The 23,672-nt window shown below is 72.2% G+C and carries 23 protein-coding genes and 1 tRNA gene; 19 read left to right on the top strand and 5 right to left on the bottom strand.

Features of this window, described 5'->3' with window-relative positions:
• Positions 1–6: 6 nt before the first annotated feature.
• The 3 genes from ABD126_RS21095 (at position 7) to ABD126_RS21085 (ending at position 3,901) form a co-directional block, all read left to right on the top strand.
• The gene (locus tag ABD126_RS21095) at positions 7–597 is read left to right on the top strand and encodes a hypothetical protein (protein WP_343935580.1); all 591 of its coding nucleotides are present in this window, start codon (positions 7–9) and stop codon (positions 595–597) included.
• 81 nt (positions 598–678) lie between these two features.
• Positions 679–2,682 (top strand): bifunctional MFS transporter/dTMP kinase, encoded by a 2,004-nt coding sequence (locus tag ABD126_RS21090; protein WP_343935579.1) that lies wholly within the window; start codon positions 679–681, stop codon positions 2,680–2,682.
• Between the two features lie 22 nt (positions 2,683–2,704).
• The gene (locus ABD126_RS21085; protein WP_343935578.1) at positions 2,705–3,901 is read left to right on the top strand and encodes a DNA polymerase III subunit delta'; all 1,197 of its coding nucleotides are present in this window, start codon (positions 2,705–2,707) and stop codon (positions 3,899–3,901) included.
• Between the two features lie 364 nt (positions 3,902–4,265).
• Here ABD126_RS21085 and ABD126_RS21080 read toward each other — a convergent pair whose 3' ends face one another.
• The gene (locus ABD126_RS21080) at positions 4,266–5,882 is read right to left on the bottom strand and encodes a hypothetical protein (protein WP_343935577.1); all 1,617 of its coding nucleotides are present in this window, start codon (positions 5,880–5,882) and stop codon (positions 4,266–4,268) included.
• Between the two features lie 126 nt (positions 5,883–6,008).
• Here ABD126_RS21080 and ABD126_RS21075 point away from each other — a divergent pair.
• Positions 6,009–6,082, top strand: a tRNA-Thr gene (locus ABD126_RS21075).
• Between the two features lie 203 nt (positions 6,083–6,285).
• Positions 6,286–6,435 (top strand): hypothetical protein, encoded by a 150-nt coding sequence (locus tag ABD126_RS21070; RefSeq protein WP_343935576.1) that lies wholly within the window; start codon positions 6,286–6,288, stop codon positions 6,433–6,435.
• Here ABD126_RS21070 and ABD126_RS21065 read toward each other — a convergent pair.
• Positions 6,422–7,348 carry a TIGR03617 family F420-dependent LLM class oxidoreductase gene (locus ABD126_RS21065; protein ID WP_343935575.1) on the bottom strand — a complete coding sequence of 309 codons (927 nt, stop codon included), beginning with the start codon at positions 7,346–7,348 and terminating at the stop codon, positions 6,422–6,424. The genes ABD126_RS21070 and ABD126_RS21065 overlap by 14 nt on opposite strands.
• 63 nt (positions 7,349–7,411) lie before the next feature.
• Between ABD126_RS21065 and ABD126_RS21060 the strand changes: the two genes are divergently transcribed.
• Positions 7,412–7,834: an uL11 family ribosomal protein gene (locus ABD126_RS21060; RefSeq protein WP_343935574.1), complete on the top strand. Its 423-nt coding sequence runs from the start codon at positions 7,412–7,414 to the stop codon at positions 7,832–7,834.
• Here the strand turns inward: ABD126_RS21060 and ABD126_RS21055 are convergent.
• The gene (locus ABD126_RS21055; protein ID WP_343935573.1) at positions 7,831–8,283 is read right to left on the bottom strand and encodes a DUF4442 domain-containing protein; all 453 of its coding nucleotides are present in this window, start codon (positions 8,281–8,283) and stop codon (positions 7,831–7,833) included. The genes ABD126_RS21060 and ABD126_RS21055 overlap by 4 nt on opposite strands.
• Before the next feature lie 141 nt (positions 8,284–8,424).
• Here ABD126_RS21055 and ABD126_RS21050 point away from each other — a divergent pair, with 141 nt between their 5' ends.
• Positions 8,425–8,922, top strand: a complete 498-nt coding sequence (locus tag ABD126_RS21050) for a MarR family winged helix-turn-helix transcriptional regulator (protein ID WP_343935572.1) — start codon at positions 8,425–8,427, stop codon at positions 8,920–8,922.
• Positions 8,922–10,583, top strand: coding sequence for an MDR family MFS transporter (locus tag ABD126_RS21045; RefSeq protein WP_343935571.1), 1,662 nt, complete (start codon positions 8,922–8,924; stop codon positions 10,581–10,583). Before ABD126_RS21050 ends, ABD126_RS21045 begins: the two co-directional genes overlap by 1 nt.
• A gap of 64 nt (positions 10,584–10,647) precedes the next feature.
• Here the strand turns inward: ABD126_RS21045 and ABD126_RS21040 are convergent, their stop codons facing one another.
• Positions 10,648–11,151, bottom strand: a complete 504-nt coding sequence (locus ABD126_RS21040) for an inorganic diphosphatase (RefSeq protein WP_309110360.1) — start codon at positions 11,149–11,151, stop codon at positions 10,648–10,650.
• A gap of 126 nt (positions 11,152–11,277) precedes the next feature.
• On the opposite strand from ABD126_RS21040, the gene dacB reads away from it, so the two are divergent.
• The 4 genes from dacB (at position 11,278) to hpt (ending at position 15,750) form a co-directional block, all read left to right on the top strand.
• Positions 11,278–13,176 (top strand): D-alanyl-D-alanine carboxypeptidase/D-alanyl-D-alanine endopeptidase, encoded by a 1,899-nt coding sequence (gene dacB, locus ABD126_RS21035; protein WP_343935570.1) that lies wholly within the window; start codon positions 11,278–11,280, stop codon positions 13,174–13,176.
• 71 nt (positions 13,177–13,247) lie between these two features.
• Positions 13,248–14,270 (top strand): zinc-dependent metalloprotease, encoded by a 1,023-nt coding sequence (locus ABD126_RS21030; protein WP_343935569.1) that lies wholly within the window; start codon positions 13,248–13,250, stop codon positions 14,268–14,270.
• Positions 14,267–15,181 carry a tRNA lysidine(34) synthetase TilS gene (tilS, locus tag ABD126_RS21025; protein ID WP_343935568.1) on the top strand — a complete coding sequence of 305 codons (915 nt, stop codon included), beginning with the start codon at positions 14,267–14,269 and terminating at the stop codon, positions 15,179–15,181. Before ABD126_RS21030 ends, tilS begins: the two co-directional genes overlap by 4 nt.
• 17 nt (positions 15,182–15,198) lie before the next feature.
• Positions 15,199–15,750, top strand: coding sequence for a hypoxanthine phosphoribosyltransferase (gene hpt, locus ABD126_RS21020; RefSeq protein WP_343935567.1), 552 nt, complete (start codon positions 15,199–15,201; stop codon positions 15,748–15,750).
• A 93-nt stretch (positions 15,751–15,843) separates the two neighbouring features.
• On the opposite strand, the gene ABD126_RS21015 is transcribed toward hpt, so the two are convergent.
• A complete protein-coding gene (locus tag ABD126_RS21015; RefSeq protein WP_343935566.1) occupies positions 15,844–17,544 on the bottom strand; it encodes a substrate-binding domain-containing protein in 1,701 nt (566 codons plus the stop codon).
• A gap of 421 nt (positions 17,545–17,965) precedes the next feature.
• Between ABD126_RS21015 and ftsH the strand changes: the two genes are divergently transcribed.
• Genes ftsH through ABD126_RS20980 form a run of 7 tightly spaced genes read left to right on the top strand, consistent with a single transcriptional unit; the run spans position 17,966 to position 23,630 of the window.
• Complete coding sequence (gene ftsH / locus ABD126_RS21010; RefSeq protein ID WP_343935565.1) at positions 17,966–20,170, top strand: ATP-dependent zinc metalloprotease FtsH; 2,205 nt, start codon at positions 17,966–17,968, stop codon at positions 20,168–20,170.
• A gap of 5 nt (positions 20,171–20,175) precedes the next feature.
• On the top strand, positions 20,176–20,799 hold the full coding sequence (folE, locus tag ABD126_RS21005) for a GTP cyclohydrolase I FolE (protein ID WP_343935732.1): 624 nt from the start codon (positions 20,176–20,178) through the stop codon (positions 20,797–20,799).
• 29 nt (positions 20,800–20,828) lie between these two features.
• On the top strand, positions 20,829–21,614 hold the full coding sequence (folP, locus tag ABD126_RS21000; RefSeq protein ID WP_343935731.1) for a dihydropteroate synthase: 786 nt from the start codon (positions 20,829–20,831) through the stop codon (positions 21,612–21,614).
• Entirely contained in the window at positions 21,607–21,969 is a 363-nt protein-coding gene (gene folB / locus ABD126_RS20995; protein WP_343935564.1) for a dihydroneopterin aldolase, read from the top strand. The genes folP and folB overlap by 8 nt, the downstream gene beginning before the upstream one ends.
• Entirely contained in the window at positions 21,962–22,444 is a 483-nt protein-coding gene (gene folK, locus ABD126_RS20990; protein ID WP_343935563.1) for a 2-amino-4-hydroxy-6-hydroxymethyldihydropteridine diphosphokinase, read from the top strand. Before folB ends, folK begins: the two co-directional genes overlap by 8 nt.
• A gap of 54 nt (positions 22,445–22,498) precedes the next feature.
• Positions 22,499–23,155: a maleylpyruvate isomerase family mycothiol-dependent enzyme gene (locus tag ABD126_RS20985; protein WP_343935562.1), complete on the top strand. Its 657-nt coding sequence runs from the start codon at positions 22,499–22,501 to the stop codon at positions 23,153–23,155.
• Positions 23,156–23,177: 22 nt separating this feature from the next.
• Complete coding sequence (locus tag ABD126_RS20980; protein ID WP_343935561.1) at positions 23,178–23,630, top strand: DUF3180 domain-containing protein; 453 nt, start codon at positions 23,178–23,180, stop codon at positions 23,628–23,630.
• Positions 23,631–23,672 lie beyond the last annotated feature (42 nt).

The following is a 23,672-nucleotide window of genomic DNA, read 5'->3' as shown; positions in this document are numbered from 1 at the left end:
GCGGCGGTGGACGACTTCGGCCCGGACGACTTCGGCCCGGACGGCACGCAGGCCCCACCGCCGCCCCGCTTCTTCCCGGACCCGCTCGCGGGCCTGGTGACCGGCGAACGCCTGCCCCCGGCCGGGGCCGGTTCGAGCCCGCCCGCGGTGGTCGATCCGGTGTCGGGGGCGGCCTCCGGCCCCCGTCTCCATGATCCCACCGGGTACCGACAATCCGGCGCGTCGGCGGGTGCCGGGGAACGCCGCCCGGCCGCACGCCGCGCGCCTGGCCGGCCCGCGCAGCCTCGCGGCTCGGCGCAGTCCGGTCGGTCTGTGCAGTCCGGTCGGTCCGCGCAGCCGGCGGGGTGGAACGTGCCACAAGCGCCGCCGCCCTCGCCCTACGCGTACCCGGTGGGCCGGCAACCGGCCCAGAACGCGCCCGCCCCCGTCGTCCCGCCGCACGCGCCACTCCCGCAGCGAGCCCCCCGGCCTGCGCGAACACCGCAGAAGCGGACCGCCGGCCGGCTCGGCTGCCTGGCCGTCCTCGCGGTGCTCGGGGGGCTGCTCTACCCGGTCGTGCGTGCGATCATCGAAGCGGTGGTCAGACTGTTCTCGTGACCGATCAACCACCCGAATGGTGGATGTGGTCATGTGACCAGGCAGCCCCGGCTACCCTGATTGCCTGCACGAACGGCGGGGGTGAGCACCATCCAGGACGGCGGCGGCACAGCGGCGTCAACCAGCCACCGGATTCGCAGTGTGTTGGCGATCCGGCCGTTCCGCAGGCTGTGGGGTGTCACCTATCTGTGCAGTGTTGGTGACTGGCTGTCACTTCTTGCGTTGACCGGCCTCGTTTCGCGGCTGACCCAGAGCTACCAGTGGGAGAGCTTCGCGCTCAGCCTGGTGGTCCTCACCCAGCTCCTGCCGGGCATCCTGTTCGCCCCGCTCGGCGGCGTCCTGGCCGACCGGTTCGACCGGCGCAAGATCATGGTCGTCTGCGACCTGCTGCGCGGCGGTCTGTTCATCTCCATCGCGCTCGTCGGCACCGCTTGGTGGCTGTTCATCGCGAACTTCCTGGTCGGCTGCTGCGCGATGCTGTGGATCCCGGCCAAGGACTCGGCCGTGCCGAACCTGCTGCGCCGCCCCGACCAGGTGGAGACCGCGAACCAGCTCGGCCTGGTCATGACCTACGGCATCTCGGTCATCAGCGGCGCGGGCCTGTACTCGCTGATCTCCGGCATCCCCGGCTACCTGCACCTGCAGAACACCGACATCGAGTTCCGCATCGCCACCATCGCCGTCATGGTCAACGGCGCGCTCTACGTGACCTCGGCGATCCTGGTCGCGGTGCGCATCCCGGAGCTGTCCGGCCGCATCACCCGCACGAAGCCGGTCAAGGGCGAGCGCGAGGGCTTCTTCGCCATGCTGCGCGACGGGCTGCGCTTCGCCGGCCGCACCCCGCTGGTCCGCGGCCTGGTCATCGGCATGATCGGCGCGTTCGCGGCGGCCGGCGCGGTGATCGGCACGGCCAAGCTCTACGCCAACTCGCTGCTCGGCGGCGACTCGACGTTCGGCCTGCTGTTCGTGGCGGTGTTCGCCGGTCTCGCGGTCGGCATGGCGGTCGCGCCGCGCGCCGCCCGCAGGCTGACCTACGACCGGCTGTTCGGCGTCACCATCGTGCTGGCCGGCACGAGCCTGCTCGTCGTCGCCATCGCGCCGCACCTGTGGGTCGCGCTGATCGCCGTCGCCCTGGTCGGCGGCTGCGCCGGCATGGCGTTCCTGACCGGGCTGACGATCGTCGGCTCCAAGGTCGAGGACGCGATGCGCGGCCGGACCGTCGCGCTGATCCAGTCCCTGCTCAAGATCGTGCTGTTCGCCGCCTCGGGCACCGCGCCGCTGCTGGTCAGCCTGATCCAGCGGCGCACGGTGACCGTGTTCGGCCACCCCATGCAGGTCGACGCCACCCGCCCGGTGCTGTTCGGCGCGGCCCTGATCGCGATCCTGCTCGGGCTCATCGCCTACCGGCAGATGGACGACCGGCGCGCCGAGCCGATCCTGTCCGACCTGCTCGCGGCCCTGCGCGGCCGGCGCCGGCGGACCGGCGGGCTGCTCATCGCCGTCGAGGGGGAGCGGCGCGCGGACACCGCCGCCCAGGCCCGGCTGCTCGCCGACGCGCTGCGCGCCGAGGGCCGCCAGGTGCTGCTGGCCTCCGACCCGGACCTGGACGAGCAGCGGCTGCGCAACCTGCTGTCCACCGCCGACCTCGCCGGGGTCCGGGCGCACGCCCTGGTCGCCGCGGCCGTGCGCGCCGATGTCGTGGAACGCGAGGTGCGGCCCGCGCTGGACGAGGGCGCGGTGGTCGTGATGGAGCGGTACGTGGACAGCCCGCTCGCCCACTTCAGCGCGGTCGGCAGCGTCGAGCCCAGCGAGCTGGAGGGCCTGGTCGACTGGGCCACCGGGCGGCTGCGGCCGGACGTGACCGTGCTGCTGGACCGGACCCCGACCGCGTCGCCCGGGAAGGGCCTGGTCGAGGACCACTGGCGGGTGCAGCGGCTGCTGACCGAGATGGCGTCCGCCGACCCCGAGCGGTACGTGGTGGTCGACGCGGACGGGTCCGCCGAGGAGGTGGCCGCCCGGGTGAGCGCCGTGGTGGTGCCGCTGGTGACCCGGTCGTCCGCGCGGCCGGTGGTCGAGTCGTCGTGAGGGCTGGGTAGGTTTTCTCGCCGTGAAGGGTGTGTGGAGCGAGGTCGTCGGCCAGCCCGACGCGGTCGCCGTCCTGAGCGCCGCCGCGGAGGCCGCCGCGTCCATCGTCGCCGGTGGCACGCCCGCGCCCGGCGCCATGACCCACGCCTGGCTGTTCACCGGTCCGCCCGGCTCGGGCCGCTCGGTCACCGCCCGCGCGTTCGCCGCCGCCCTCCAGTGCACGGTGGTGGGCGACCGGCCGGGCTGCGGCGAGTGCTCCGGCTGCCACACGACCCTGGCGGGCACGCACGCGGACGTCCGCGTGGTCGCGCCCGAGGGGCTCTCGATCTCCGTGGCGGAGATGCGGTCGCTGGTGCAGGTGTCGGCGCGGCGGCCCACGTCCGGGCGGTGGCAGGTCGTGATCATCGCCGACGCGGACCGGCTGACCGAGGGCGCGGCGAACGCGCTGCTCAAGGCGGTGGAGGAGCCGCCGGACCGGACCGTGTTCCTGCTGTGCGCGCCGTCCGACCACCCCGACGACGTGTCGGTGACCATCCGGTCGCGGTGCCGCATCGTGTCGTTGGGCACGCCCCGGCTGGACGCGATCGCCGAGGCGCTGCGCGAGGAGGGCGTGCCGGCCGACCAGGCGGCGTGGGCGGCGTCGGTCTCCGGCGGCCACGTCGACCGCGCGCGGCGGCTGGCGTCGGACGAGGCCGTGCGGGCGCGCCGGGAGTCGGTGCTGCGCATCCCGCTGGGCCTGCGGCGGCCGGCGGACATCTTCACCTGCGCGGACAGCCTGGTGCAGGCGGCCGAGGCGGACGCGCTGACCGCGAACGAGGCGCGCGACGAGGCCGAGCGGCACGCCCTGGAGACCGCGATGGGCGCCGGCGGCACGGGGAAGGGCACGGCGGCGGCGACCCGCGGCGCCAAGGGTGCGTTGAAGGACCTGGAGAAGCGCCAGAAGTCCCGCGCGACCCGGACCCAGCGCGACTCCCTGGACCAGGCGCTGGTGGACCTGGCCGCGTTCTACCGGGACGTGCTCGTGACGGCGACCGGCGCGCAGGCCGTGCTGAACCACCCGGACCGGGCCGAGGACGCCCGCGAGGCGGCGCGGACGTGGTCCCGCGAGTCGACGTTGCGGCGCTTGGAGGCCGTGCTGGCGTGCCGGGAGGCGCTGGAGCTGAACGTGAAGCCGCGCATCGCGGTGGAAGCCATGCTCACCACCCTGCACCGCGGCTGACCAGCGGTTCCCCGCCTCTCCCGGACGCTTCCGCGCGACCGGAACGCGACCGGAACCAGTGGCTCGGGGATGCGGCACCGGCCGGCCGAGATCGGTGACGTCGCACCGGCCGGCCGAGATCGGTGACGTCGCACCGGCCGGCCGAGGTCGGCGTCGAAGTGTCGCTGCCCTACGGCGACCACTACCTCGTCGAGGCCCTGTTGCGGCTGCTCAGGCCCGGTCGAGGTCGGTCGGACGATCGGCCTGTGAGGGCCGACCGCTGTCAGGGCCGACCGCTGTCAGGGCCGACCGCTGTCAGGGCCGACCGCTGTCAGGGCCGACCGCTGTGAGGGCCGACCGCCGCCCCGCCCCGTCCCCTCCTAATTCACGGGACGCGGGAGTCGTCGTTCGGTTCCGAACCTGACATGTCACTCGATGGGGTGACTTGCCGGGGTCGGGGTCGGTTGGTCGGGATCGCTGCCACGACTACCACGCCGATCAGCAGCAGGGCGGTCCCGGTCCAGAAGATGGGGATCGTCTTGTAGGCGGCGTTCGTGTAGGCCAGCGGGTGGCTGCCCTGGTTCTTGGGCGGGGCGGCCTGCCCGCCGCCGGGCGGCGTTTGGGCCGGCGCGCACACCACCCCGCCGTTCGGGGCCGCCGCGCGGACGATCTGCTCGCCCAGGGACACCTGTGCCAACGCCGACGGCAGGTTCGGCAGCCCGAGGGCGTCGGTCGGCAACAGCTGGAGGTCGAGCAGCCGCGCGGTGGCCCCGAGCATGAACCCCTTGATCACGGGACCGCCCTGCTGGAGCGGACCGTCGAGGACCATCGACTTCTCGTTGAGCTGCGCGATCTGCAACCGCAGCACACCGATGTCGAGCTTGCGTTCGCCCAGCGCGCCGACGACGGGCAGGTCGCCGGTGAGCGGCAGGCCGATCGGCACGTCGAGCTTCGGGTTGGCGGCGTCCAGGACGCCCAGTTCCCTGCCGCCCTGCGAGACCCGGAGCACGGGAGCGCTGTAGGTGATCCCGGACGTGGCCGCGTCGCCGGTGGACAGGGCGGTCAGCGTCGGCTGGCTGACGACGTCGATGCGGATCTCCACCGGCGTGCCCGCGAGCAGCCGGACGCTCGCCGCCTGGAGGGTGGACGTCGACTTCACGGCCTTGTTCGCGCTGCCCGGCAGGTCCACCAGTTCGACGGTGGAGCGGGCGCTGAGCGTGTCGGGCAGGCTGAGCAGGGAGCCGGTCGCGCCGGTGTCGGGCGAGCCGGACAGCAGGCCGCCGAGCCGGCTGAGCGGAGCGCCGAGGCCCTTGAGGCCGTCGATCAGCGCCTGCTTGCCGGCCGCGTCGAGCTTGGGCGTGTCGCCGGTGAGCATGCCGGTCAGGTCGGTCGAGCCGGGCAGGGTCGGGATGGCGTTGAGCACCGACAGGCTCGCGACGGACGTCCGGGCGTCGGCCAGCGGCGACACGCACGGGCCCAGCTCGTCGTGCCAGCGGGCGTGGGCGCTGCCGTTGAGGAGGCCGACCTTGAGCAGGGCGTCCAGCGGGGTCGGCGGCGGGGTGAGGCCGCCGGTGGCGGGCGCGGCGTTGTCCGGGGATGCGGTCTGGACGAGCGTGCCGGGCGTCTGCGGCGCGCGGCCCTGCACGGCGAACCCGAGCGGGGAGGCCTGCGCGACGGCCCGTTCGTAGGTCAGGAACGCCTCGGTGTTGGCCTGGGCGCTGGCCAACCCGACCCCGACCTCCGCCGCCGACTGCTTGGGCAGCTGCTCGCTGAACCCCGGCAGGATCGTGCTCGTCGGCACGGACTCCGGCGCCAACCGCACCACCGCGAGCCCCGTGCCGGCGTCCCCGACCGCGTGCGCGGTGATCGGCGGACCGGCCGACGCGGGCGGCTGGTTCGGGTCGCGCGGACCGGGCACCGGGGTCGTCGTGGGCTGGGCGAACGCGGGGGCGGCGCACAGCGCGACCAGCACGGCGGCGGCGGGCAGGGCCATCAGGCGCATCGGTGCGGTACCTCCCACGACGGCGACGTCGGCTGCGGCGCGCGCGTGAGCGGCGTCACGTACGGGCTAACGACCGCACCCCCTGGTGGGTGACGGTCCATGGCTGGGCTATAGTTGTCGCGTCTCGCCGCCTTAGCTCAGTCGGCCAGAGCGGCTCACTCGTAATGAGCAGGTCGTCGGTTCGATTCCGACAGGCGGCTCGCGAGATCGAAGGCCCGGACCGGTTCGCCGATCCGGGCCTTTGTCATTCCCCGGCGAGCTTCAGCGCATCTGTTGAACGCGCAGGTCGGATCTCCGGGCGCTGGTGTCGTCGGTTGTGAGCGTTGCTCCATAAGGGTGGCGTTTCGGGGTTCCGCGTCAGTAGTCGTTCACCCTGTTCGTTGCCACCGTGGAGGTGAGGGCGATGGTCGGGACGATCGTGTTGACGGTGTTGGCGTTGCCCCTCGTCGCGTTGGCGGCTCGGGTCGGGCGGCGGCGGTGGGTTCGGCGGCACCAGGTGGCTCGGGTTCGGGCGCAGATGGCGGTGTTCCACCACCGGCTCACGCGGACGTGAGGACCCTGGTCGCGTGGTCGCCGTAGCGGCGGGTCAGTTCGGCTGAGGTCTCGGCGGGCGTGCCGATCACGGCGAACGCGTGCAGCACCTCGTCGGGGACGGCCGCCGTCATGTCGTCCCACAGGCCGCGGCGGGACATGCGGTGCAGTTCCTCGTGCAGCTCGCCCCAGCCGTGCAGGTCCAGGACCTTCCGGTACGCCGGGGTCGAGCCGTAGAACGCGATCTGGCGCTTCACCTCGACCACGCCCGGCTCGTCGTGGGCCACCAGGCTCGGGGCGCTGATCTCCAACGGCGGCAGGGACGACCCGGCGCGACCCCGCTGGAGCGCCGGCACGGTCACCTCGCGGAAGTAGCGCTCGGTGGTGAAGTTGTGGCACAGGAAGCCGTCCGCCACCTCGCCCGCCACCTCGGTCATCAGCTCACCGACGCCCGCCAGCCACACCCGCGGCGCGCCGAACGGGTTCGGGCCCGGGTCGAAGAACGGCGTCATCAACGTGTGCGTGTAGAACTCGCCGCGGAACCGCAACCGCTCACCGGTCGCCCAGCACGCCCAGATCGCCCGCAACGCCTGGACGAACTCGCGCATCCGCGCCGCCGGACGCGACCAGGGCATGCCGAACCGCTTGGTGATGTGCGGCTCCACCTGCGAGCCCAGCCCGAGGTTGAACCGCCCGCCGGACAGCAGTTGCAGGTCGTTGGCCTGCACCGCCGTGCTCATCGGGTTGCGCGCGAACGCCACCGCGATGGCGGTGCCCAGCTCCAAGTCCAGACCGCCCACCCGGGCCAGCCCCACGAACGGGTCGTGGCTGGTCTCGGCCAACCAGAAGCCACCGCACCCGTCCTCGACGGCCCGCCGCGCGGCCTCCCCGACGGTGCGCGGGTCGTACGAGATCTCCAGCCGGTCCACCTGCACCGGCCGAACCTACCGAAAAACCCGTTGAGTCTGCCGTTACGTCAATTCCTAGCGTCCCCGGCCATGCCACCCGCGAAGAAGACCCACCAGATCACGATCAACCTGGAGGCCGGCAACGCCTCGATGATGGATCTCGGCAAGGTGCTCGGGCAGACCGGCGTCAACCTGGTCGGCGTCAAGCGCGCCTACGACGAGGCCACCGCCGGGCAGCGCGGCGACGTCGTCCCGGTCGTGGTGACCGTCCGCGACGACAAGTCGTTCGAGCTGCGCCTCAAGACGCCGCCGACCGCGTTCCTGATCCGGAAGGCGCTGGGCGGCAAGGGCGCCCAGCGCCCCGGTCACGACAAGGCGGGCGCGCTGACCCGCGACCAGGTCCGGGCCATCGCCGAGCGCAAGATGCCCGACCTGAACACGACCGACCTGGACGCGGCGGAACGCGTCGTCGCCGGCACCGCCCGGTCGATGGGCGTGACCGTCGAGGACTAGCGGTTGGGCTTGAGGGTCCAGACGACGACCATCTCGGCCGTCGTGACGCCCTCGGCGTTGGTCACGGTGACGTTGACGGGGAACTCGGGGCGGGCGCCCGCGTCGAGTTCCGCCACCACCTCGTCCGCCGGCCTGCCCAGCACGGCCTCGGCGCGCAGCACGCCCAGGGCGAGCTTCTTGTAGGCGATCTCGGACCGGGCCACCAGCGGGGTCGCCTTGCCCAGGTGCGGCGCGAAGGCGGCCATCGCGACCGCGCCGGACGCGGTCTCGCCCAGGCCGAAGATCATCGCCGCGTGCGGTCCGCCCACGTGGTTGCGGGTCTCGGCGGCGTCGGGCAGCTCGGCCACCACCCGGTCGCCCGCGACCTCGGGGAACTCGACGCCGCTGGTCTTGACCCACGGCACGGCCTGCTTCATCGCGTCGGCGACGAACGAGTAGTCAGCGCTCATGGCGAGGGATGTTACCGACCAGTAGCCATGTAAGGCGAGTCACCGCGGAAATCGTTTGCCAAGTGACCTGGCAAGGCGCATGCTTGTACCCAGCAACTAGTTGGATGATGCAAGCAAACGGAGCGTCCCATGGTGACCCCGGTGAGTGACGAGACGCAGCTCGCCCAGGCCGAACGCATCGGCATGGCGCTCGTGCGCCTGAACAAGATGCACGCCTGCGTGGCCGCGCACCTGAGCAAGACCGGCGTGGACAAGGCCTCGTTCGTGCTGCTGGCCAACCTGAGCCAGCTGGGCCCGTCCCGGTCGAGCGCGCTCGCCGAAGCGGTCTTCTCGGACCCCTCCACGGTCAGCCGCCAGGTCGCGACGCTGGTCAAGGAGGGCTGGGTCGAGCGCCGGGCGGATCCCGACGACGGCCGGGCCAGCGTCCTGGCCGTCACGGACGCGGGACAGCGCCTGCTGGACGAGCGCCGGGCGCAGCGCAACAAGGCTATCGCCCGCATGCTCGCCGACTGGTCCGAGGAGGACCTCTCGGCGTTCATCGGCCACTTCGAGCGCTTCGTCGGCGACTACGAGAAGGCGCTGCCGGATTTCATCGCTGAGAGCGGACTGGGGCCGCGCTCAGAAGAGGGGAAGAACTGATGTCGGAAACGACGACCAGAGCGGAGGCGACACCGCCGGGTGCCGCGCTGCTCACGCACCGCCAGATCCTGACCATCCTGTCCGGCCTGCTGCTCGGCCTGTTCCTCGCGGCGCTGGACCAGATGATCGTCGCCACCGCGATGAAGACCATCGCCGACGAGCTGCACGGCCAGACCCTGCAGGCGTGGGCGACCACGTCCTACCTGATCACGGCCACCGTCTCGACGCCGCTGTACGGCAAGCTGTCCGACATCTACGGCCGCAAGCCGATGTACCTGACGGCGATCTCGCTGTTCCTGGTCGGCTCGCTGCTGTCGGGCATCGCGAACTCGATGTACGAGCTGGCCGCGTTCCGCGCGGTGCAGGGCCTGGGCGCCGGCGGTCTGATGTCGCTGGCCATGGCGATCCTGGCGGACATCACCTCGCCGCGTGACCGCAGCAAGTACGCGGGCTACTTCATGGCCGTGTTCGGCATCTCCAGCGTCGCGGGCCCGGTCGTGGGCGGCCTGTTCGCGGGCCTGGAGTCGTTCCTGGGCACGGCCGGCTGGCGCTGGGTGTTCCTGATCAACGTGCCGATCGCGCTGGTCGCGCTGGCGGTCGTGGCGAAGGTGCTCAACATCCCGCACAAGCGGGTCGACCACCGCATCGACTACGTGGGCGCGCTGATGCTCACCATCGGCCTGGTGCCGCTGCTGATCGTCGCCGAGCAGGGCCGCGAGTGGGGCTGGGGCTCCGGCGCCGCCATCGCGATGTACGTCGTCGGCGTGCTGGGCCTGATCGGGTTCGTGTTCGCCGAGCGGCGGATGGGCGACGAGGCGCTGCTGCCGCTGCGGCTGTTCAAGCGCCAGACGTTCTCGCTGGGCAACGGCGTCAACTTCGTGATGGGCATCGGCATGTTCGGCGGCATGGTGTCGCTGCCGCTGTACCTGCAGATCGTGAAGGGCTACTCGGCCACCGAGGCCGGCCTGATGATGCTGCCGCTGACGCTGGGCATCATGACCGCGGCCGGCACCAGCGGCCAGATCACCGCCAAGACCGGCCGCTACAAGGTGTTCCCGGTGGTCGGGTTCGCGCTGATGGCGATCTCGCTGTTCCTGTTCAGCACGATCGGCACGGACACGCCGGTCTGGCAGCCGCTGGTGATGATGTTCTTCATGGGCGCGGGCCTGGGCCTGTCCATGCAGACCCTGCTGGTGGCCATCCAGAACGACGCCGAGCCGCGGGACATGGGCGTCGCGACCTCGTCGGCCACGTTCTTCCGGCAGATCGGCGGCACCGTCGGCACGGCGGTGTTCCTGTCGATCCTGTTCAGCACGGTCGGCGACAAGATCGGCAACGCGCTGCGCTCGGCGTTCGGCGACCCGGCGTTCATGGCGGCGCTGGCCAAGCCGGAGAACGCCCAGATCGCGGGCGCGCTGCAGAACGGCGGCTCGGGCGTGGACCTGAACAACACCGAGTTCCTCACCACGCTCGACCCGGTGCTGGCGCGGCCGTTCCTGGACGGCTTCTCCGGCTCGATCGACCTGGTGTTCCTGGTCGGCGGCCTGGTGTCGGTGGTCGGGTTCGCGCTGGTGTGGTTCCTGCGCGAGGTCCCGCTGTCCAACCGGTCGGGCCTGGAGCGGGTGAACGACGAGGCGGCGACGCCGGTCGCCGTCCACTGAGTCCCTCGTAGAACGCGGAACGGGCCACCCCTTCACCGGGGTGGCCCGTTGTCACCGCGTCGGGTCAGTGGTCCTCGCCGCGCGCCACGGCGTCCTTCAGGCGCTGGTAGGACCGCACGATCTCCGCCTCGGCCTCGGTGCGGCCGACCCAGGTCGCGCCCTCCACGCTCTTGCCCGGCTCCAGGTCCTTGTAGACCTCGAAGAAGTGCTGGATCTCCAGGCGGTAGAACTCGGAGAGGTGGTGGATGTCGCGCAGGTGCTCGCTGCGGGGGTCCTCGGCGGGCACGCAGAGCAGCTTGTCGTCGCCGCCCTTCTCGTCGGTCATGCGGAACATGCCGATCGCGCGGGCGCGGATGAGGCAGCCCGGGAAGGTCGGCTCCTGGACGAGCACGAGCGCGTCCAGCGGGTCACCGTCCTCACCGAGGGTGTCGTCGACGAAGCCGTAGTCCGCCGGGTACTGAGTGGCCGTGAAGAGGGTGCGGTCCAGGCGGATGCGCCCCGTCTTGTGGTCCATCTCGTACTTGTTCCGGACCCCCTTGGGGATCTCGATGGTGACGTCGAACTCCACTGCGCGGTCCTCGCTCGTCTTTGACGTTCGTTACGCCACTAGTGTGGACCACGAGGTGTCGTCAACCCTCATCCGAGTGCCTGGTCGTGGGTGTGACATTGCCCGTAATCAATCGCGGAGGACTGCGTGCCCGACGAGCCATCGTGGCCGACCGTCGACGATGACGATGCCGTCCGCGAGCCGCCGACGGTGCAGGTCAGGCGGCCGGGACCGGGCGAATCGCCGACCATGCGCATCCCCGTGCCGCCGCCCGCCGCGGACCGGACGGAACTCGTCCACCGGCCGCGGCGGACCCCCTCGGGCGACCAGACCACACGCCCGCTTGACACGGGCGACCGCCGCGGGGAACCGCGGGACCGGGCGGAACCGCAGAACGGCCGTCCGCCGGCGCGGGCCGAGCAGCCGGCGACGCCGCCGCGTGGCCAGGCAGTGGCCGAGCCCGCACCGCCGCGCGCGCAGGCCGAGCCCACGCCGCCGCGCGCGCAGGCCGAGTCCACGCCGCCGCGCACGGAAGAAGTCACCCGATCGCGTGAAGCTGCTGCCGATGCCGCGTGGTCCCGGTGGGAGTCCGCGGCGGACGACTCCGACGACGCCGCGAAGGGCGAGGCCGCCGAGGAGGAGCACGCCAAGCCCGAGCGGGTCGGCACGGCCGAGGAGCCGCGTCGGAAGAAGCCGCTGGTGCTGGTCGGCGCGTTGGCGGCGGTGCTGGTGCTGGTGGCGGGCGGTGTCACGTCGTGGCAGCTCGGGTGGTTCGACACCGCGCCCGTGCCGACCACCGGCGCGCCGCAGCCGCCCGCGCCCGTCTCGCTCGCCGTGCGCGGCGTCGGCACGTCCGGACCGGTGCCCAGCGCCGCCGGGATCGCCGCCGCCCTGCGCGGACCCGCCGGCAACCCGGCCCTGGGCACGCTCACCGGCGTGGTGGTGGACCCCGGCACCGGCCAGGCGCTGTGGAAGCAGGGCGACACGACCCCGCTGACCCCCGCCTCCACGGTGAAGATCCTGGTCGCGGCGGCCTCGCTGCTGGCGCTGGACCACACGTCCCAGCTGTCCACCAAGGTCGTCCAGGGCGCCCAGCCGGGCACGGTCGTGCTGGTCGGCGGCGGCGACCCGACGCTGTCCTCGTTCCCCGCCGACCGCAGCACGGTCTACCCCGGCGCGGCCACCCTGGACGACCTGGCCGCCCAGGTCACCGTGAACGGCCCGGTCACCCAGGTCCTCTACGACACCAGCCGCTACCAGGGCGACGGCATGGCCCCGGGCTGGGACCCGGGCGACGTCGCCGGCGGGTACGTCGCCCCGATCGGCCCCCTGATGATGGACGGCGGACGCCAGGACCCGACCGCCTACGACACCCCGCGCACCGGCACGCCCGCCGCCACCGCCGCCCAGGCCCTCGCCTCGCGGCTGGGCGCGGCGACCACCGCCCCCGGCGCCGCGCCGGCGGGCGCGAAGGTGCTCGGCGAGGTGAAGTCCGCGCCGGTGGACCAGCTGGTCGAGAACCTGATGCAGGTCTCGGACAACGTCCTGGCCGAGACGATGGCCCGCGAGGTCGCCATCGCCAAGGGCCTGCCGCCGACGTTCGACGGCGCGGTGCGGGCCGTGCGGGCGGTGCTCACCGAGAACGGGTTCGACCTGACCGGGGCCGAGGTCGTGGACGCGTCCGGCCTGTCCAAGGACGACAAGGTCCCCGCGCGGCTGCTGACCGACATCCTCACGGCCGCCGCGAAGCCCGACGCGTCCGACCCGAAGACCGCCAAGCTCCGCCCGCTGCTCACGGCCCTGCCGGTGGCGGGCGGCAGCGGGACCCTCGCCGGCCGGTACGCCGACCTGGCCGGGAAGGGCTGGGTGCGGGCGAAGACCGGCACGTTGACGGCGGTGAACTCGCTGGCGGGCGTCGTGGTCGACAACGACGGCCGGCTGCTGGTGTTCGCGTTCATGTCGATCAGCTCGGAGGACCCGCGCACCAAGGTCCGACCGGGTCTGGACGCATTGGCCACCGCGCTACGGGGCTGCGGCTGTGTTTGATGGCGCCGCCGCCGGCCCCGCCGAGACGTGAGAGGTGTTGCCCCGGCCGGGGCGCAGGTAGCGTTCGGGGGGTGAACCGCGCTGCGCAGGACCACCGTGCGGGCAGTGACCCGGTCGACTGGGAGCTGGCCGTCGCGACCGCCGCCCGGCTCGTGCGCCCCGGTCCCGTGGTGCCCAGAGCGGAGGCGGACGTCGCGGTCGGGCGGCTGCGCGAGCAGGCCATCGACGCCGAGGTGCACGTCCGCGAGCTGACCGGGCTCGGGCACGGGCTGCCGCTGCGGGCCGGCGAGGTCGTCGACCGGCCGGGTTGGGTGCGGGCCGCCGTCCAGGGGCTCGCCGCGCTGACCGACGGGGCCCTGCCGCGCCAGTCCGGCGCGTTCAGCGGCGTCCTCTCGGGCACGGCGGGCGTCCAGGCGGGCGTGGTCGTCGCGTTCCTCAGCGCGCGGGTGCTGGGCCAGTACGACCCGTTCTCCGACGGCGGCCGGCTGCTGCTGGTCGCGCCGAACATCGTCGGCGCGCAGCGGTCCCTGGACGTGGACGGCTCGGACTTCAGCATGTGGGTGTGCCTGCACGAGGGCACGCACCGGCTCCAGTTCACCGCCGTCCCGTGGCTGCGGGACCACTTCTCCGGCCTGGTCACCCGGCTGCTCTCGACCATGGACGACGGGGTCGCCGTGCGCCTGCGGGACCTGCCCCGGCGGTTGCGCGAGGCGGGCGGGTTCGTGGACCTGCTGCAGAACCCCGCGCAGCGCGAGGTGCTCGACCAGCTGATCGCCCTGTCCACGCTGCTCGAAGGGCACGCCGACCACGTCATGGACGCGGTGGGTCCCGAGGTCGTGCCGTCCGTGGGGGTCATCCGCGAGCGGTTCACCGCCCGGCGCAAGGGCGGCGGCATGCTCGACCGGGTGCTGCGGACGCTGCTGGGCGTGGAGGCCAAGGTCCGCCAGTACGCCGAGGGCGCGGCGTTCACCCGGCACGTCGTGGACGCGGTCGGGATGCCCGGCTTCAACGCGGTGTGGACCGGGCCGGACACGCTGCCCACCCGCGCCGAGATCGCCGACCCGGCCGCCTGGCTGCGCCGCGTCTCACCGTGAACGGGCCGGTCGACCGGGTCCGCGTCGCCGTGCGGCGCTTCCTGGCCGAGCACCGGCCCGAGGAGGTCGCGGTCGCCGTGTCCGGCGGCGCCGACTCGTTGGCGTTGGCGGCGGTGACCGCGCGGTTGCGACCCGGTTCGCGGGCGGTCGTGGTCGACCACGGCTTGCAGGAGGACTCGGCCGCCGTCGCGGCACGGGCCGCGTCCGTGTGTCGTGAGCTGGGACTTCGGGCCGAAGTGCGGGCGGTGGTGGTCGAGGGCCCCGGTGGTCCGGAGGCGGCGGCCCGGCGGGCCCGGTACGCGGCGCTGCGGCCGGAGCGGGGCCTGGTCCTGCTCGGGCACACCCTGGACGACCAGGCGGAGACCGTGCTGCTGGGCCTGGGGCGCGGGTCCGGGCCGCGCAGCATCGCGGGGATGCGGGCGTGCGACCCGCCGTGGGGACGCCCGCTGCTGGGCGTGTCCCGGGCGGACACCTCGGCCGCCTGCCGCGAGCTGGGCCTTTCCCCGTGGGAGGACCCGCACAACGCCGACCCGGCCTACACCCGCGTCCGGCTGCGCACCGAGGTCCTGCCGCTGCTGGAGGACGTGCTCCACGGTGGCGTGGCGGACGCGCTGGCGCGCACGGCGGCCCAGTTGAGGGAAGACTGCGACGCGTTGGACGAGCTGGCGCGGTGCTACGGCGGCGACCGCCGCGCCGCCAAGGAGCTGGCCGACCTCCCGACGGCTCTGCGCCGGCGTGTGCTGCGCCGGTGGCTGCTCGACGAGGGCGTGCCCGAGTTGTCCGACTCGCACCTGCGGCGCGTGGACGCGCTGGTCGCGGAGTGGCACGGTCAGGGCGGGGTCTGGCTGCCCGGCGGCTTTGTGGCACGCCGCGCGCATGGCAGGCTTCGAGTCGAACCAGTGCAGTCATGACAAAAAGGGGTTCGTCCGTGTACGACGGCGACATCGCCTCCGTGCTCATCACCGAGCAGGAGATCAGTGACAAGGTCACCGAGCTGGCCAACAAGGTCGCGGCCGACTACCCGGCCGACGGTGGCTCCGACCTCGTCTTGATCACCGTGCTCAAGGGCGCGGTGATGTTCATGACCGACCTGGCGCGAGCGCTGCCGGTACCGGTCCAGTTGGAGTTCATGGCGGTCAGCTCCTACGGGTCGTCCACGTCCTCGTCGGGCGTGGTGCGCATCCTCAAGGACCTGGACCGCGACATCGCGGACCGTGACGTGATCATCGTCGAGGACATCATCGACTCGGGTCTCACGCTGTCGTGGCTGCTCAAGAACCTGGCGTCGCGCAAGCCGCGCTCGCTGGAGGTGTGCTCGCTGCTGCGCAAGCCGGACGCGGTGAAGGTCGACGTGCCGGTGAAGTACGTGGGCTTCGAGATCCCGAACGAGTTCGTCGTGGGGTACGGGTTGGACTACGCCGAGCGGTACCGGGACCTGCCGTACATCGGCACGTTGGACCCGAAGGTGTATTCGAGCTGAACGCGGAAGGGGCGCTTCCCGGCCGGGAAGCGCCCCTTCTGGTTCGTGCCGTCGTGCCGTCGAGCCGTCGTGCCGGCCGGGCCGCGGCGGGCGTCAGCAGTTCGGGCGGCACCTGCGCTGGCTGATCGCGTCGAGCAGCACGGTCTTGATGTCGTCCGGCTTGAGCGCCTGGTAGGACTTGCCGCCGGTGGCCGCCGCGATCTGCTTCAGCGTCTCCATGTCCGCCTCCGGCCCCAGGCCCACCATGAACATCGGCACCGGGCGCGCGGGGTCGGCTTCCTTCTTCAGCGTCTCCAGCAGCTCCGGCAGCTTGAGCGTGGAGATGTCGTCGTTGCTGCCGTCGGTCATGATGGTGACCGAGTTGATCTTCGCCGGGTTGAACGTCTGTTGCGCGTGCCGGAACGCGGCCAGCACCGTGTCGTTCAGCGACGTGCCGCCGCCGACCAGCGCGGGGATGCCGCCGGCGCCCCGTTGCAGCTGCTCACGCCGGGGCTTGCCGCCCAACGGCTCACCCAGGGGGCCGGCCGGCACCAGCTCCACGAAGCCCTTCGGCTTGCGGTTGGTCGAGAACGCCCACAGGCCGATCTCCGAGGTGTCCGGCAGCATCGCCAGCGCCGTCAGCGACGCGTCGCGGGCCGCCTCGACCCTGGTCAGCTCGCTGCCCTGCATCTTCTCGGCCATCGAGCCGGACACGTCGAGCACCGCCAGGATGCGCGTGTCCAGGCTGACCGCGCCCCACGTGCGCAGCAGCTCCGACACCTGGTCCGAGGACGGGGTCTTCAGCATGGCCACGTCGTCGCCGCGCACGCCGTCCTTCTCGTTCGTCCACCCCTGCGGGGCCTTGCCGTCCGGCGTGCGGAAGCCGGCCTCGGCGAAGCGCTGCGCGGTGCGGCCGTTGCGCAGGGCCTGTTCGAAGCCCGCGGCGGCCTGCGCGGTGCCGGCCTGCTCGCCCGTTCGGCTGACCCGGACCACGGGGTAGTCGAAGCTGACCGTGCCCTCCTTGGGGTAGGAGGCGACGACCCGGCGCGAGCCGGCCGCCCGGTTCGCCGACAGCACGTTCTGCTCGGCCGCGGTGAACACCGGCGCGTTGTCCGCGCCCTGCACGACCTTGCCGAACGCGTCGCGCACGGACGGCAGCGCGTTGCGGCCGACCCGCAGCAGCGCGCCGATCAGCTCGGGCTTGGGCGTCCCGTCCGGGTTGCCCAGCTGGGCGCGGATGACCGCGAGCGTGGCCAGGCCCTCGGTGGACGTCGTCGGGTCGCTCAGCGACACCTGCACCCGCGGGTCGACCACCTTCGCCCAGGTCACCGGCTGGATCGGCCACCCGAGGTCGCTCATCGCCTTCTCGGAGCCCGCGATCACCAGCGGTGACGAGGCGAGCGAGTCCTTGATCTCCAACCGCGGCGCTTCGGCGCCCTGGTCACCGGCCTGGAGCTGGGTCTCGGCGGCCCACATGGACGAGTCCGGGATCCACAGCGCGGGCGGGTTGATCTGGGCCGTCGGCAGCTCGTGGGACACGTCGGCCGCGCCGCGCGCCTCGATCTGCACCTGCACGCACTTGCCCTCGACCACGGGCTGACCGGCCTGGTAGTCGTCGGCGGCGGCGCGGACGACCTCCTCGGCCGCCGGGGTCACGGCGACCTTCAGCGGCAGGGTGCCCTTGCACTCCGGCCCGCTGGTGGCCTGGATGGCGACGACGGTGACCCCGCCCGCCGCGATGACGCCCAGCAGGGCGCCGAGGGGCAGGGCTATCCGGCGCGCCCAGCTGGGGGAACGCTCGTTGCGAGCTGACATACCGTTAGTACCTTCGGTTGGTGTTCACCCTTTCGGGTGGGCGTTGAACACTCAGTAACTGCCGAGGATGGCACGGGCCGCTCACGTGACAAACTCTCGTGTTCTATGTCACTCGAATGACCCTCACTTCGTCGCTACCTGCTAGTAACGCGATACCCCTCGTCAGTGTTACGGGCCGGTAGTCGCGAAAGTTCATGGTCGTTTCCCCGACCGGGTGAACCCCGCTGACCTGCGCGCCGTGTTCGCGGTCACCCCGGGGAACACTTGACGGGTCCCGGCCGTTGGTCCGGCGAGACGTGACTGCCCCACACGCGGAGCACTCCGCCCGTGGTTGGGGCGGTAGGCTGGTCGGACGGGTCGTGCCCGTCCGCGCCCGTCACCAAGTCAGGGAGGGTCGAGGCCGCCCGCCGGCCGTAAGTGAATGGACCGCAAGCGCCTGCTTCGCAACCCGCTGCTGTGGATCGTGGCGGTGTTGCTGCTCTACTACGCCTTCACCGTGCTCTTCGACGACGCTCGGGGCTACCACCCGGTCAAGACGTCCCAGGCACTGCAGCAAATCCGGGACGGCAAGGTCAAGGAAGCCACGATCGAGGACAAGGAGCAGCGTCTCCGCCTGACCATGGTCGACGGGCAGAACTTCGAGGGCCACGACCGGTTGATCACGCAGTTCCCGGCCAGCTCCACGGACGAGGTGTTCACCATCCTCGACCAGGCCGGCAACAAGCCGACCGTCGAGACCAAGGTCAGCCAGGACTCGTTCTTCGTCCAGCTGCTGCTCTACCTGGTCCCGCTCGGCCTGCTGTTGCTGCTGCTGATGTGGATGATGAACAACGCCCAGGGTGGCGGGAACCGCGTCCTCAACTTCGGCAAGTCCAAGGCCAAGCAGCTGTCCAAGGACATGCCCAAGACGACGTTCGCCGACGTCGCGGGCGCCGAGGAAGCCGTCGAGGAACTGTACGAGATCAAGGACTTCCTGCAGAACCCCGGCCGCTACCAGGCGCTGGGCGCCAAGATCCCCAAGGGCGTCCTGCTCTACGGCCCGCCCGGCACCGGCAAGACGCTGCTGGCGCGCGCCGTCGCCGGTGAGGCCGGCGTGCCGTTCTACTCGATCTCCGGCTCGGACTTCGTGGAGATGTTCGTCGGCGTCGGCGCCTCCCGCGTGCGCGACCTGTTCGAGCAGGCCAAGCAGAACGCGCCGTGCATCATCTTCGTCGACGAGATCGACGCGGTCGGCCGCCACCGCGGCGCCGGCCTCGGCGGTGGCCACGACGAGCGCGAGCAGACCCTCAACCAGCTCCTGGTCGAGATGGACGGCTTCGACTCGCGCGGCGGCATCATCCTGATCGCGGCGACCAACCGGCCCGACATCCTGGACCCGGCGCTGCTGCGCCCCGGCCGGTTCGACCGGCAGATCCCGGTGTCCGCGCCGGACCTCAAGGGCCGCAAGCAGATCCTGCGCGTCCACGCCAAGGGCAAGCCGTTGGGCCCGGACACGGACCTGGACGGCCTGGCCAAGCGCACCGTGGGCTTCTCCGGCGCCGACCTGGCCAACGTGATCAACGAGGCCGCCCTGCTCACCGCCCGCCAGAACGGCACGGTCATCACCGGCGCCGCGCTGGAGGAGTCGGTGGACCGCGTGATCGGCGGCCCGGCCCGCAAGAGCCGGATCATCTCCGAGAAGGAGAAGAAGATCACCGCCTACCACGAGGCCGGGCACGCCCTGGCCGCGTGGGCCATGCCGGACATCGACCCGGTCTACAAGGTCACCATCCTCGCCCGCGGCCGGACCGGCGGTCACACGCTGTCCGTGCCCGAGGAGGACAAGGACCTGATGACCAGGTCCGAGATGATCGCCCGGCTGGTGTTCGCGCTGGGTGGCCGCTCCGCCGAGGAGCTGGTGTTCCACGAGCCCACCACGGGCGCGTCCAACGACATCGAGCAGGCGACCAAGATCGCCCGCGCGATGGTCACCGAGTACGGCATGTCCGCCCGCCTGGGCGCGGTCAAGTACGGCCAGGAGCAGGGCGAACCGTTCCTGGGCCGCACGGCCGGCCGGCAGGCCGACTACTCGCTGGAGGTCGCGCACGAGATCGACGAGGAGGTGCGCGAACTCATCGAGGCCGCGCACACCGAGGCCTACGAGGTGCTCAACACCTACCGCGACGTGCTCGACGCGCTCACGCTGGAGCTGATCGAGAAGGAGACCCTGCACCAGAAGGACCTGGAGCGGATCTTCGCCAGCGTCGAGAAGCGCCCGCGGATCACGAAGTTCAACGACTTCGGCAACCGGACGCCGTCGAACATCCCGCCGGTCAAGACCCCCGCCGAGCTGGCCAAGGAGCGCGGCGAGCCGTGGCCCCCGGCCATCGAGGACACCATCGACCAGGAACTGCCGCCCGCGCAGGACCCGGTCCCCGCGCCGCAGCAGGCCGCGCCGAACGGCAGCAACGGGTCCCCGTACCAGCCGCAGCCGACGCACCCGTCCTCCGGCCCGCCGAACTACGGCGCGCCGCCCGGCTGGACCCCGGCCACCGTGCCGGGCGGGCAGTCGCCCCAGTGGCAGCCCGAGCCGACGGAGGCGTCCGACCAGCGGAACTTCGAGACGGACCCGGACAACCGCAAGTGACCGACATCGACCAGGCCGGCCTCTCCGTCAACGGAGGGGCCGGCCTCGCACGGCGGCCCTTCGACCAGAAGCGGGCCGAGGCGGCCGTGCGCGAGCTGCTGCTGGCGTGCGGCGAGGACCCCGACCGCGAGGGCCTCCAGGACACGCCCGCCCGCGTGGCGCGCGCGTACCGGGAGCTGTTCGCCGGGCTCTACACCGACCCCGACTCGGTGCTGGCGAAGACCTTCGACGAGAGCCACGAGGAACTCGTCCTGGTCACCGACATCCCGATGTTCTCCTTCTGCGAGCACCACCTGCTGCCCTTCCACGGGGTCGCGCACGTCGGCTACATCCCCAACGAGCAGGGCCGGGTCACCGGCCTGTCCAAGCTCGCGCGGCTGGTGGACCTGTACGCCAAGCGGCCCCAGGTGCAGGAGCGGCTGACCTCGCAGGTCGCCGACGCCCTGGTGCGGCGGCTGGAACCGCGTGGTGTGATCGTCGTCGTGGAAGCCGAGCACCTGTGCATGGGCATGCGCGGCGTCCGCAAGCCCGGGTCGCGGACCACCACGTCCGCCGTGCGCGGGCTGCTGCGGACGTCGGCGTCCTCCCGCGCCGAGGCCATCGAGCTGATCAAGGGACGTACCAGGTGAGCGTGCCTCGACCGGGGCACTGCGTCGTCATGGGCGTCTTGAACGTCACCCCGGACTCGTTCTCCGACGGCGGCCGGTACCTGGACCTGGCCGACGCGGTGGCACACGGGGTGGCGATGCGCGAGCGCGGCGCGGACATCGTGGACGTCGGTGGCGAATCCACCCGTCCGGGTGCCGCGCGGGTGGAGCCGTCGGTCGAGGCCGCACGCGTGGCGCCGGTGATCCGCGAGCTGGTGGCGGCCGGCGTGCCGGTGTCGGTGGACACCATGCGCGCCGAGGTCGCCGCCGCCGCGTTGGAGGCCGGCGCGTCGATCGTGAACGACGTGTCCGGCGGGTTGGCCGACCCGTCGATGGCGTCCGTGGTGGCGTCGGCGCGGGTGCCTTATGTGCTGATGCACTGGCGTGGGCACTCGAAGCAGATGGACCAGCTGGCCGTGTACGACGACGTCGTGCGCGATGTGCGCGACGAGCTGTCCGCGCGGGTGGACGCGGCGCTGGCGGCGGGCGTGGCGTCGGACGACATCGTCCTGGACCCGGGCCTGGGCTTCGCCAAGAACGCCACCCACAACTGGCAGCTGCTGCACCGCCTGGACGAGCTGCTGGCCCTGGGCTTCCCGGTGCTGGTCGGGGCGTCCCGCAAACGTTTTCTGGGTGCCCTGCTCGGGGACCGCGCGCCGGACGGTCGCGAGGACGCGACCGCGGCTGTGAGCACACTGGCTGCTTTCCTTGGCGCCTGGGGCGTGCGCGTGCACGACGTGGACAAGTCCCTGGACGCCGTCGCGGTGGCCAGGGCGTGGAGGCAGGGTCATGGGTGACCGGATTTCGCTGAGCGGCTTGCGGGTGCGCGGGTACCACGGCGTCTTCGAGCACGAGAAGCGCGACGGGCAGGACTTCCTGGTCGACGTCACGGCGTGGCTGGACCTGTCGCGGGCGGCGGCGACCGACGACCTGCGGGAGACGCTGCACTACGGCGAGCTGGCCGAGCGGGCGGCGGCGATCGTGGCGGGCGAGCCGTACGACCTGATCGAGACGGTGGCGGGCAAGATCGCGGACGAGGTCATGACGGACCTGCGCGTGCGGGCGACCGAGGTGACCGTCCACAAGCCGTCCGCCCCCATCCCGCTGACGTTCGCGGACGTGGCGGTGACGGTGAGGCGCGTCCGTGACTAGGGCGGTCCTGTCGATCGGCTCCAACATGGGCGACCGGTTGGCGCACCTGCGGTCGGCGGTGGCGGGGTTCGCGCCGGAACTGGTGGCGGTGTCCCCGGTCTACGAGACCGCGCCGTGGGGCGTGACCGACCAGGACGACTTCCTGAACGCCGTCCTGATCGTGGAGGGTCCTCCCGGGCCGTGGGACTGGCTGCGGCGCGGTCAGGAGTTGGAGAACGCGTCGGGCCGCGTGCGCACCCTGCGCTGGGGGCCGCGCACGCTGGACGTCGACGTGGTGTCGGTGGACGACGTGCGCTCGGACGACCCTTCTTTGCTGCTACCGCACCCGGGCGCTCATGAGCGGGCCACGGTGCTGGTGCCGTGGCTGGACGTCGACCCGGACGCGGTCCTGCCGGGCCACGGCCGCGTGGCCGACCTGGTGGCGGCCCTGGACCTGACCGGCGTCGAACGCCGCGACGACCTGTCGCTGTCCTGAACTCGCACTGCGCCGAACCCGGGCCGGGGTTAGCGTCGGCCCGGGAGGTCGGTGATGAGCAACGCGGTCACGTACGACGCCGCGCGGCGGCGGATCATCAGTCTGGTCACCAACGGGGACCCCTTCGCGGCGGTGCAGGCGTGTCCGGGGTGGACGGTCAAGGACGTCGTCGCGCACCTCGCCGGCGGCCTCGGGGACGTCGTCAACCGCCGGTTCGAGGGGCACGAGACCGGCGAGTGGGGCGAGAAGCAGGTCGAGGAGCGGCGGGACAGGGCGCTGGGCGAGCTGCTCGTCGAGTGGGAGCGGAACTTCGAGATCTCCGAGGGGTTGTTCGACTCGCCCGTGGGCGCGGTGCTGGTCGCGGAGATCGTGCAGCACGAGCACGACATCCGCGCCGCCCTCGGCCGGCCGGGGGAGCGGGACAACGTCGCCGTCCGCGCCGCCCTCACCAGGCCCATGCAGGAGCTGGACAAGCGGTTGCGCGAACAAAACCTGCCCGCCCTGCGGATCACGCTGGAGCACGGCGACCGCATCCTCGGCGAGGGTGAGCCGTCGGCGACCCTGCGGACGTCGTCGTTCGAGCTGATGCGGGCCATCGGCGGCCGGCGCAGCGAGAGCCAGATCCGGTCGATGGACTGGGACGCCGACCCGACCCGCTGGCTGCCCGCGTTGCGGCTGTTCGGCGGCCGGGAGACCGCGCTCGTCGAGTGAGCGTTGATGACACGATGGGACGGTGAGGTTCACCAAGCCCCGTGACCTGCTCGCCGTCGGACTGATCGCGGGCCTGCTCGTCCACCTGCTGCTCCGGCTGTCCTACGACACGCTGCCCGCGCTGCCGACGTTCGCCGGCTTCACCCTGCTGGTGATCGCCCTGGTGGACCTGGTGCTCGCGTTCTCGTTGCGGGCGCGCATCCAGCGCAAGCCGGGGGCCGCGCCGGTGCAGCCGCTGACCGCCGCACGGGCCGTGGCGCTGGCGAAGGCGTCGTCACTCCTCGGGGCGATCATGGCCGGCGCGTGGGCCGGGGTGCTGATCTACGTGATACCGGTTCAAGGGGAATTCGAAGCGGCGCGGCACGACCTGGTCAGTGCGGTGGTGGGACTCCTCTGCGCCGGCGCATTGATCGGCGCCGGGCTGTGGTTGGAGCACTGCTGCAAGACCCCGAAAGATCCCCACGCTGACGGGTGAATACGGACGCGGAGGTCTCAATCGGGTAACTGACCGGTACGG

The organism is Saccharothrix mutabilis subsp. mutabilis (assembly GCF_039521145.1).
In the GTDB taxonomy this organism is placed as follows: domain Bacteria; phylum Actinomycetota; class Actinomycetes; order Mycobacteriales; family Pseudonocardiaceae; genus Actinosynnema; species Actinosynnema mutabilis.
This window is presented reverse-complemented; position numbering and strand designations above follow the sequence as displayed.

Bases quoted from the DNA above. Each gene is read 5' to 3' on its own strand.
- folP (WP_343935731.1), top strand. From the start codon at position 20,829: ATGGGCGTCTTGAACGTCACCCCGGACTCGTTCTCCGACGGCGGCCGG.
- folB (WP_343935564.1), top strand. From the start codon at position 21,607: ATGGGTGACCGGATTTCGCTGAGCGGCTTGCGGGTGCGCGGGTACCAC.
- ABD126_RS21015 (WP_343935566.1), bottom strand. From the start codon at position 17,544: ATGTCAGCTCGCAACGAGCGTTCCCCCAGCTGGGCGCGCCGGATAGCC.
- ftsH (WP_343935565.1), top strand. From the start codon at position 17,966: ATGGACCGCAAGCGCCTGCTTCGCAACCCGCTGCTGTGGATCGTGGCG.
- ABD126_RS21045 (WP_343935571.1), top strand. From the start codon at position 8,922: ATGTCGGAAACGACGACCAGAGCGGAGGCGACACCGCCGGGTGCCGCG.
- ABD126_RS21080 (WP_343935577.1), bottom strand. From the start codon at position 5,882: ATGCGCCTGATGGCCCTGCCCGCCGCCGCCGTGCTGGTCGCGCTGTGC.
- ABD126_RS20985 (WP_343935562.1), top strand. From the start codon at position 22,499: ATGAGCAACGCGGTCACGTACGACGCCGCGCGGCGGCGGATCATCAGT.
- ABD126_RS21070 (WP_343935576.1), top strand. From the start codon at position 6,286: ATGGTCGGGACGATCGTGTTGACGGTGTTGGCGTTGCCCCTCGTCGCG.
- ABD126_RS21055 (WP_343935573.1), bottom strand. From the start codon at position 8,283: ATGAGCGCTGACTACTCGTTCGTCGCCGACGCGATGAAGCAGGCCGTG.
- ABD126_RS21060 (WP_343935574.1), top strand. From the start codon at position 7,412: ATGCCACCCGCGAAGAAGACCCACCAGATCACGATCAACCTGGAGGCC.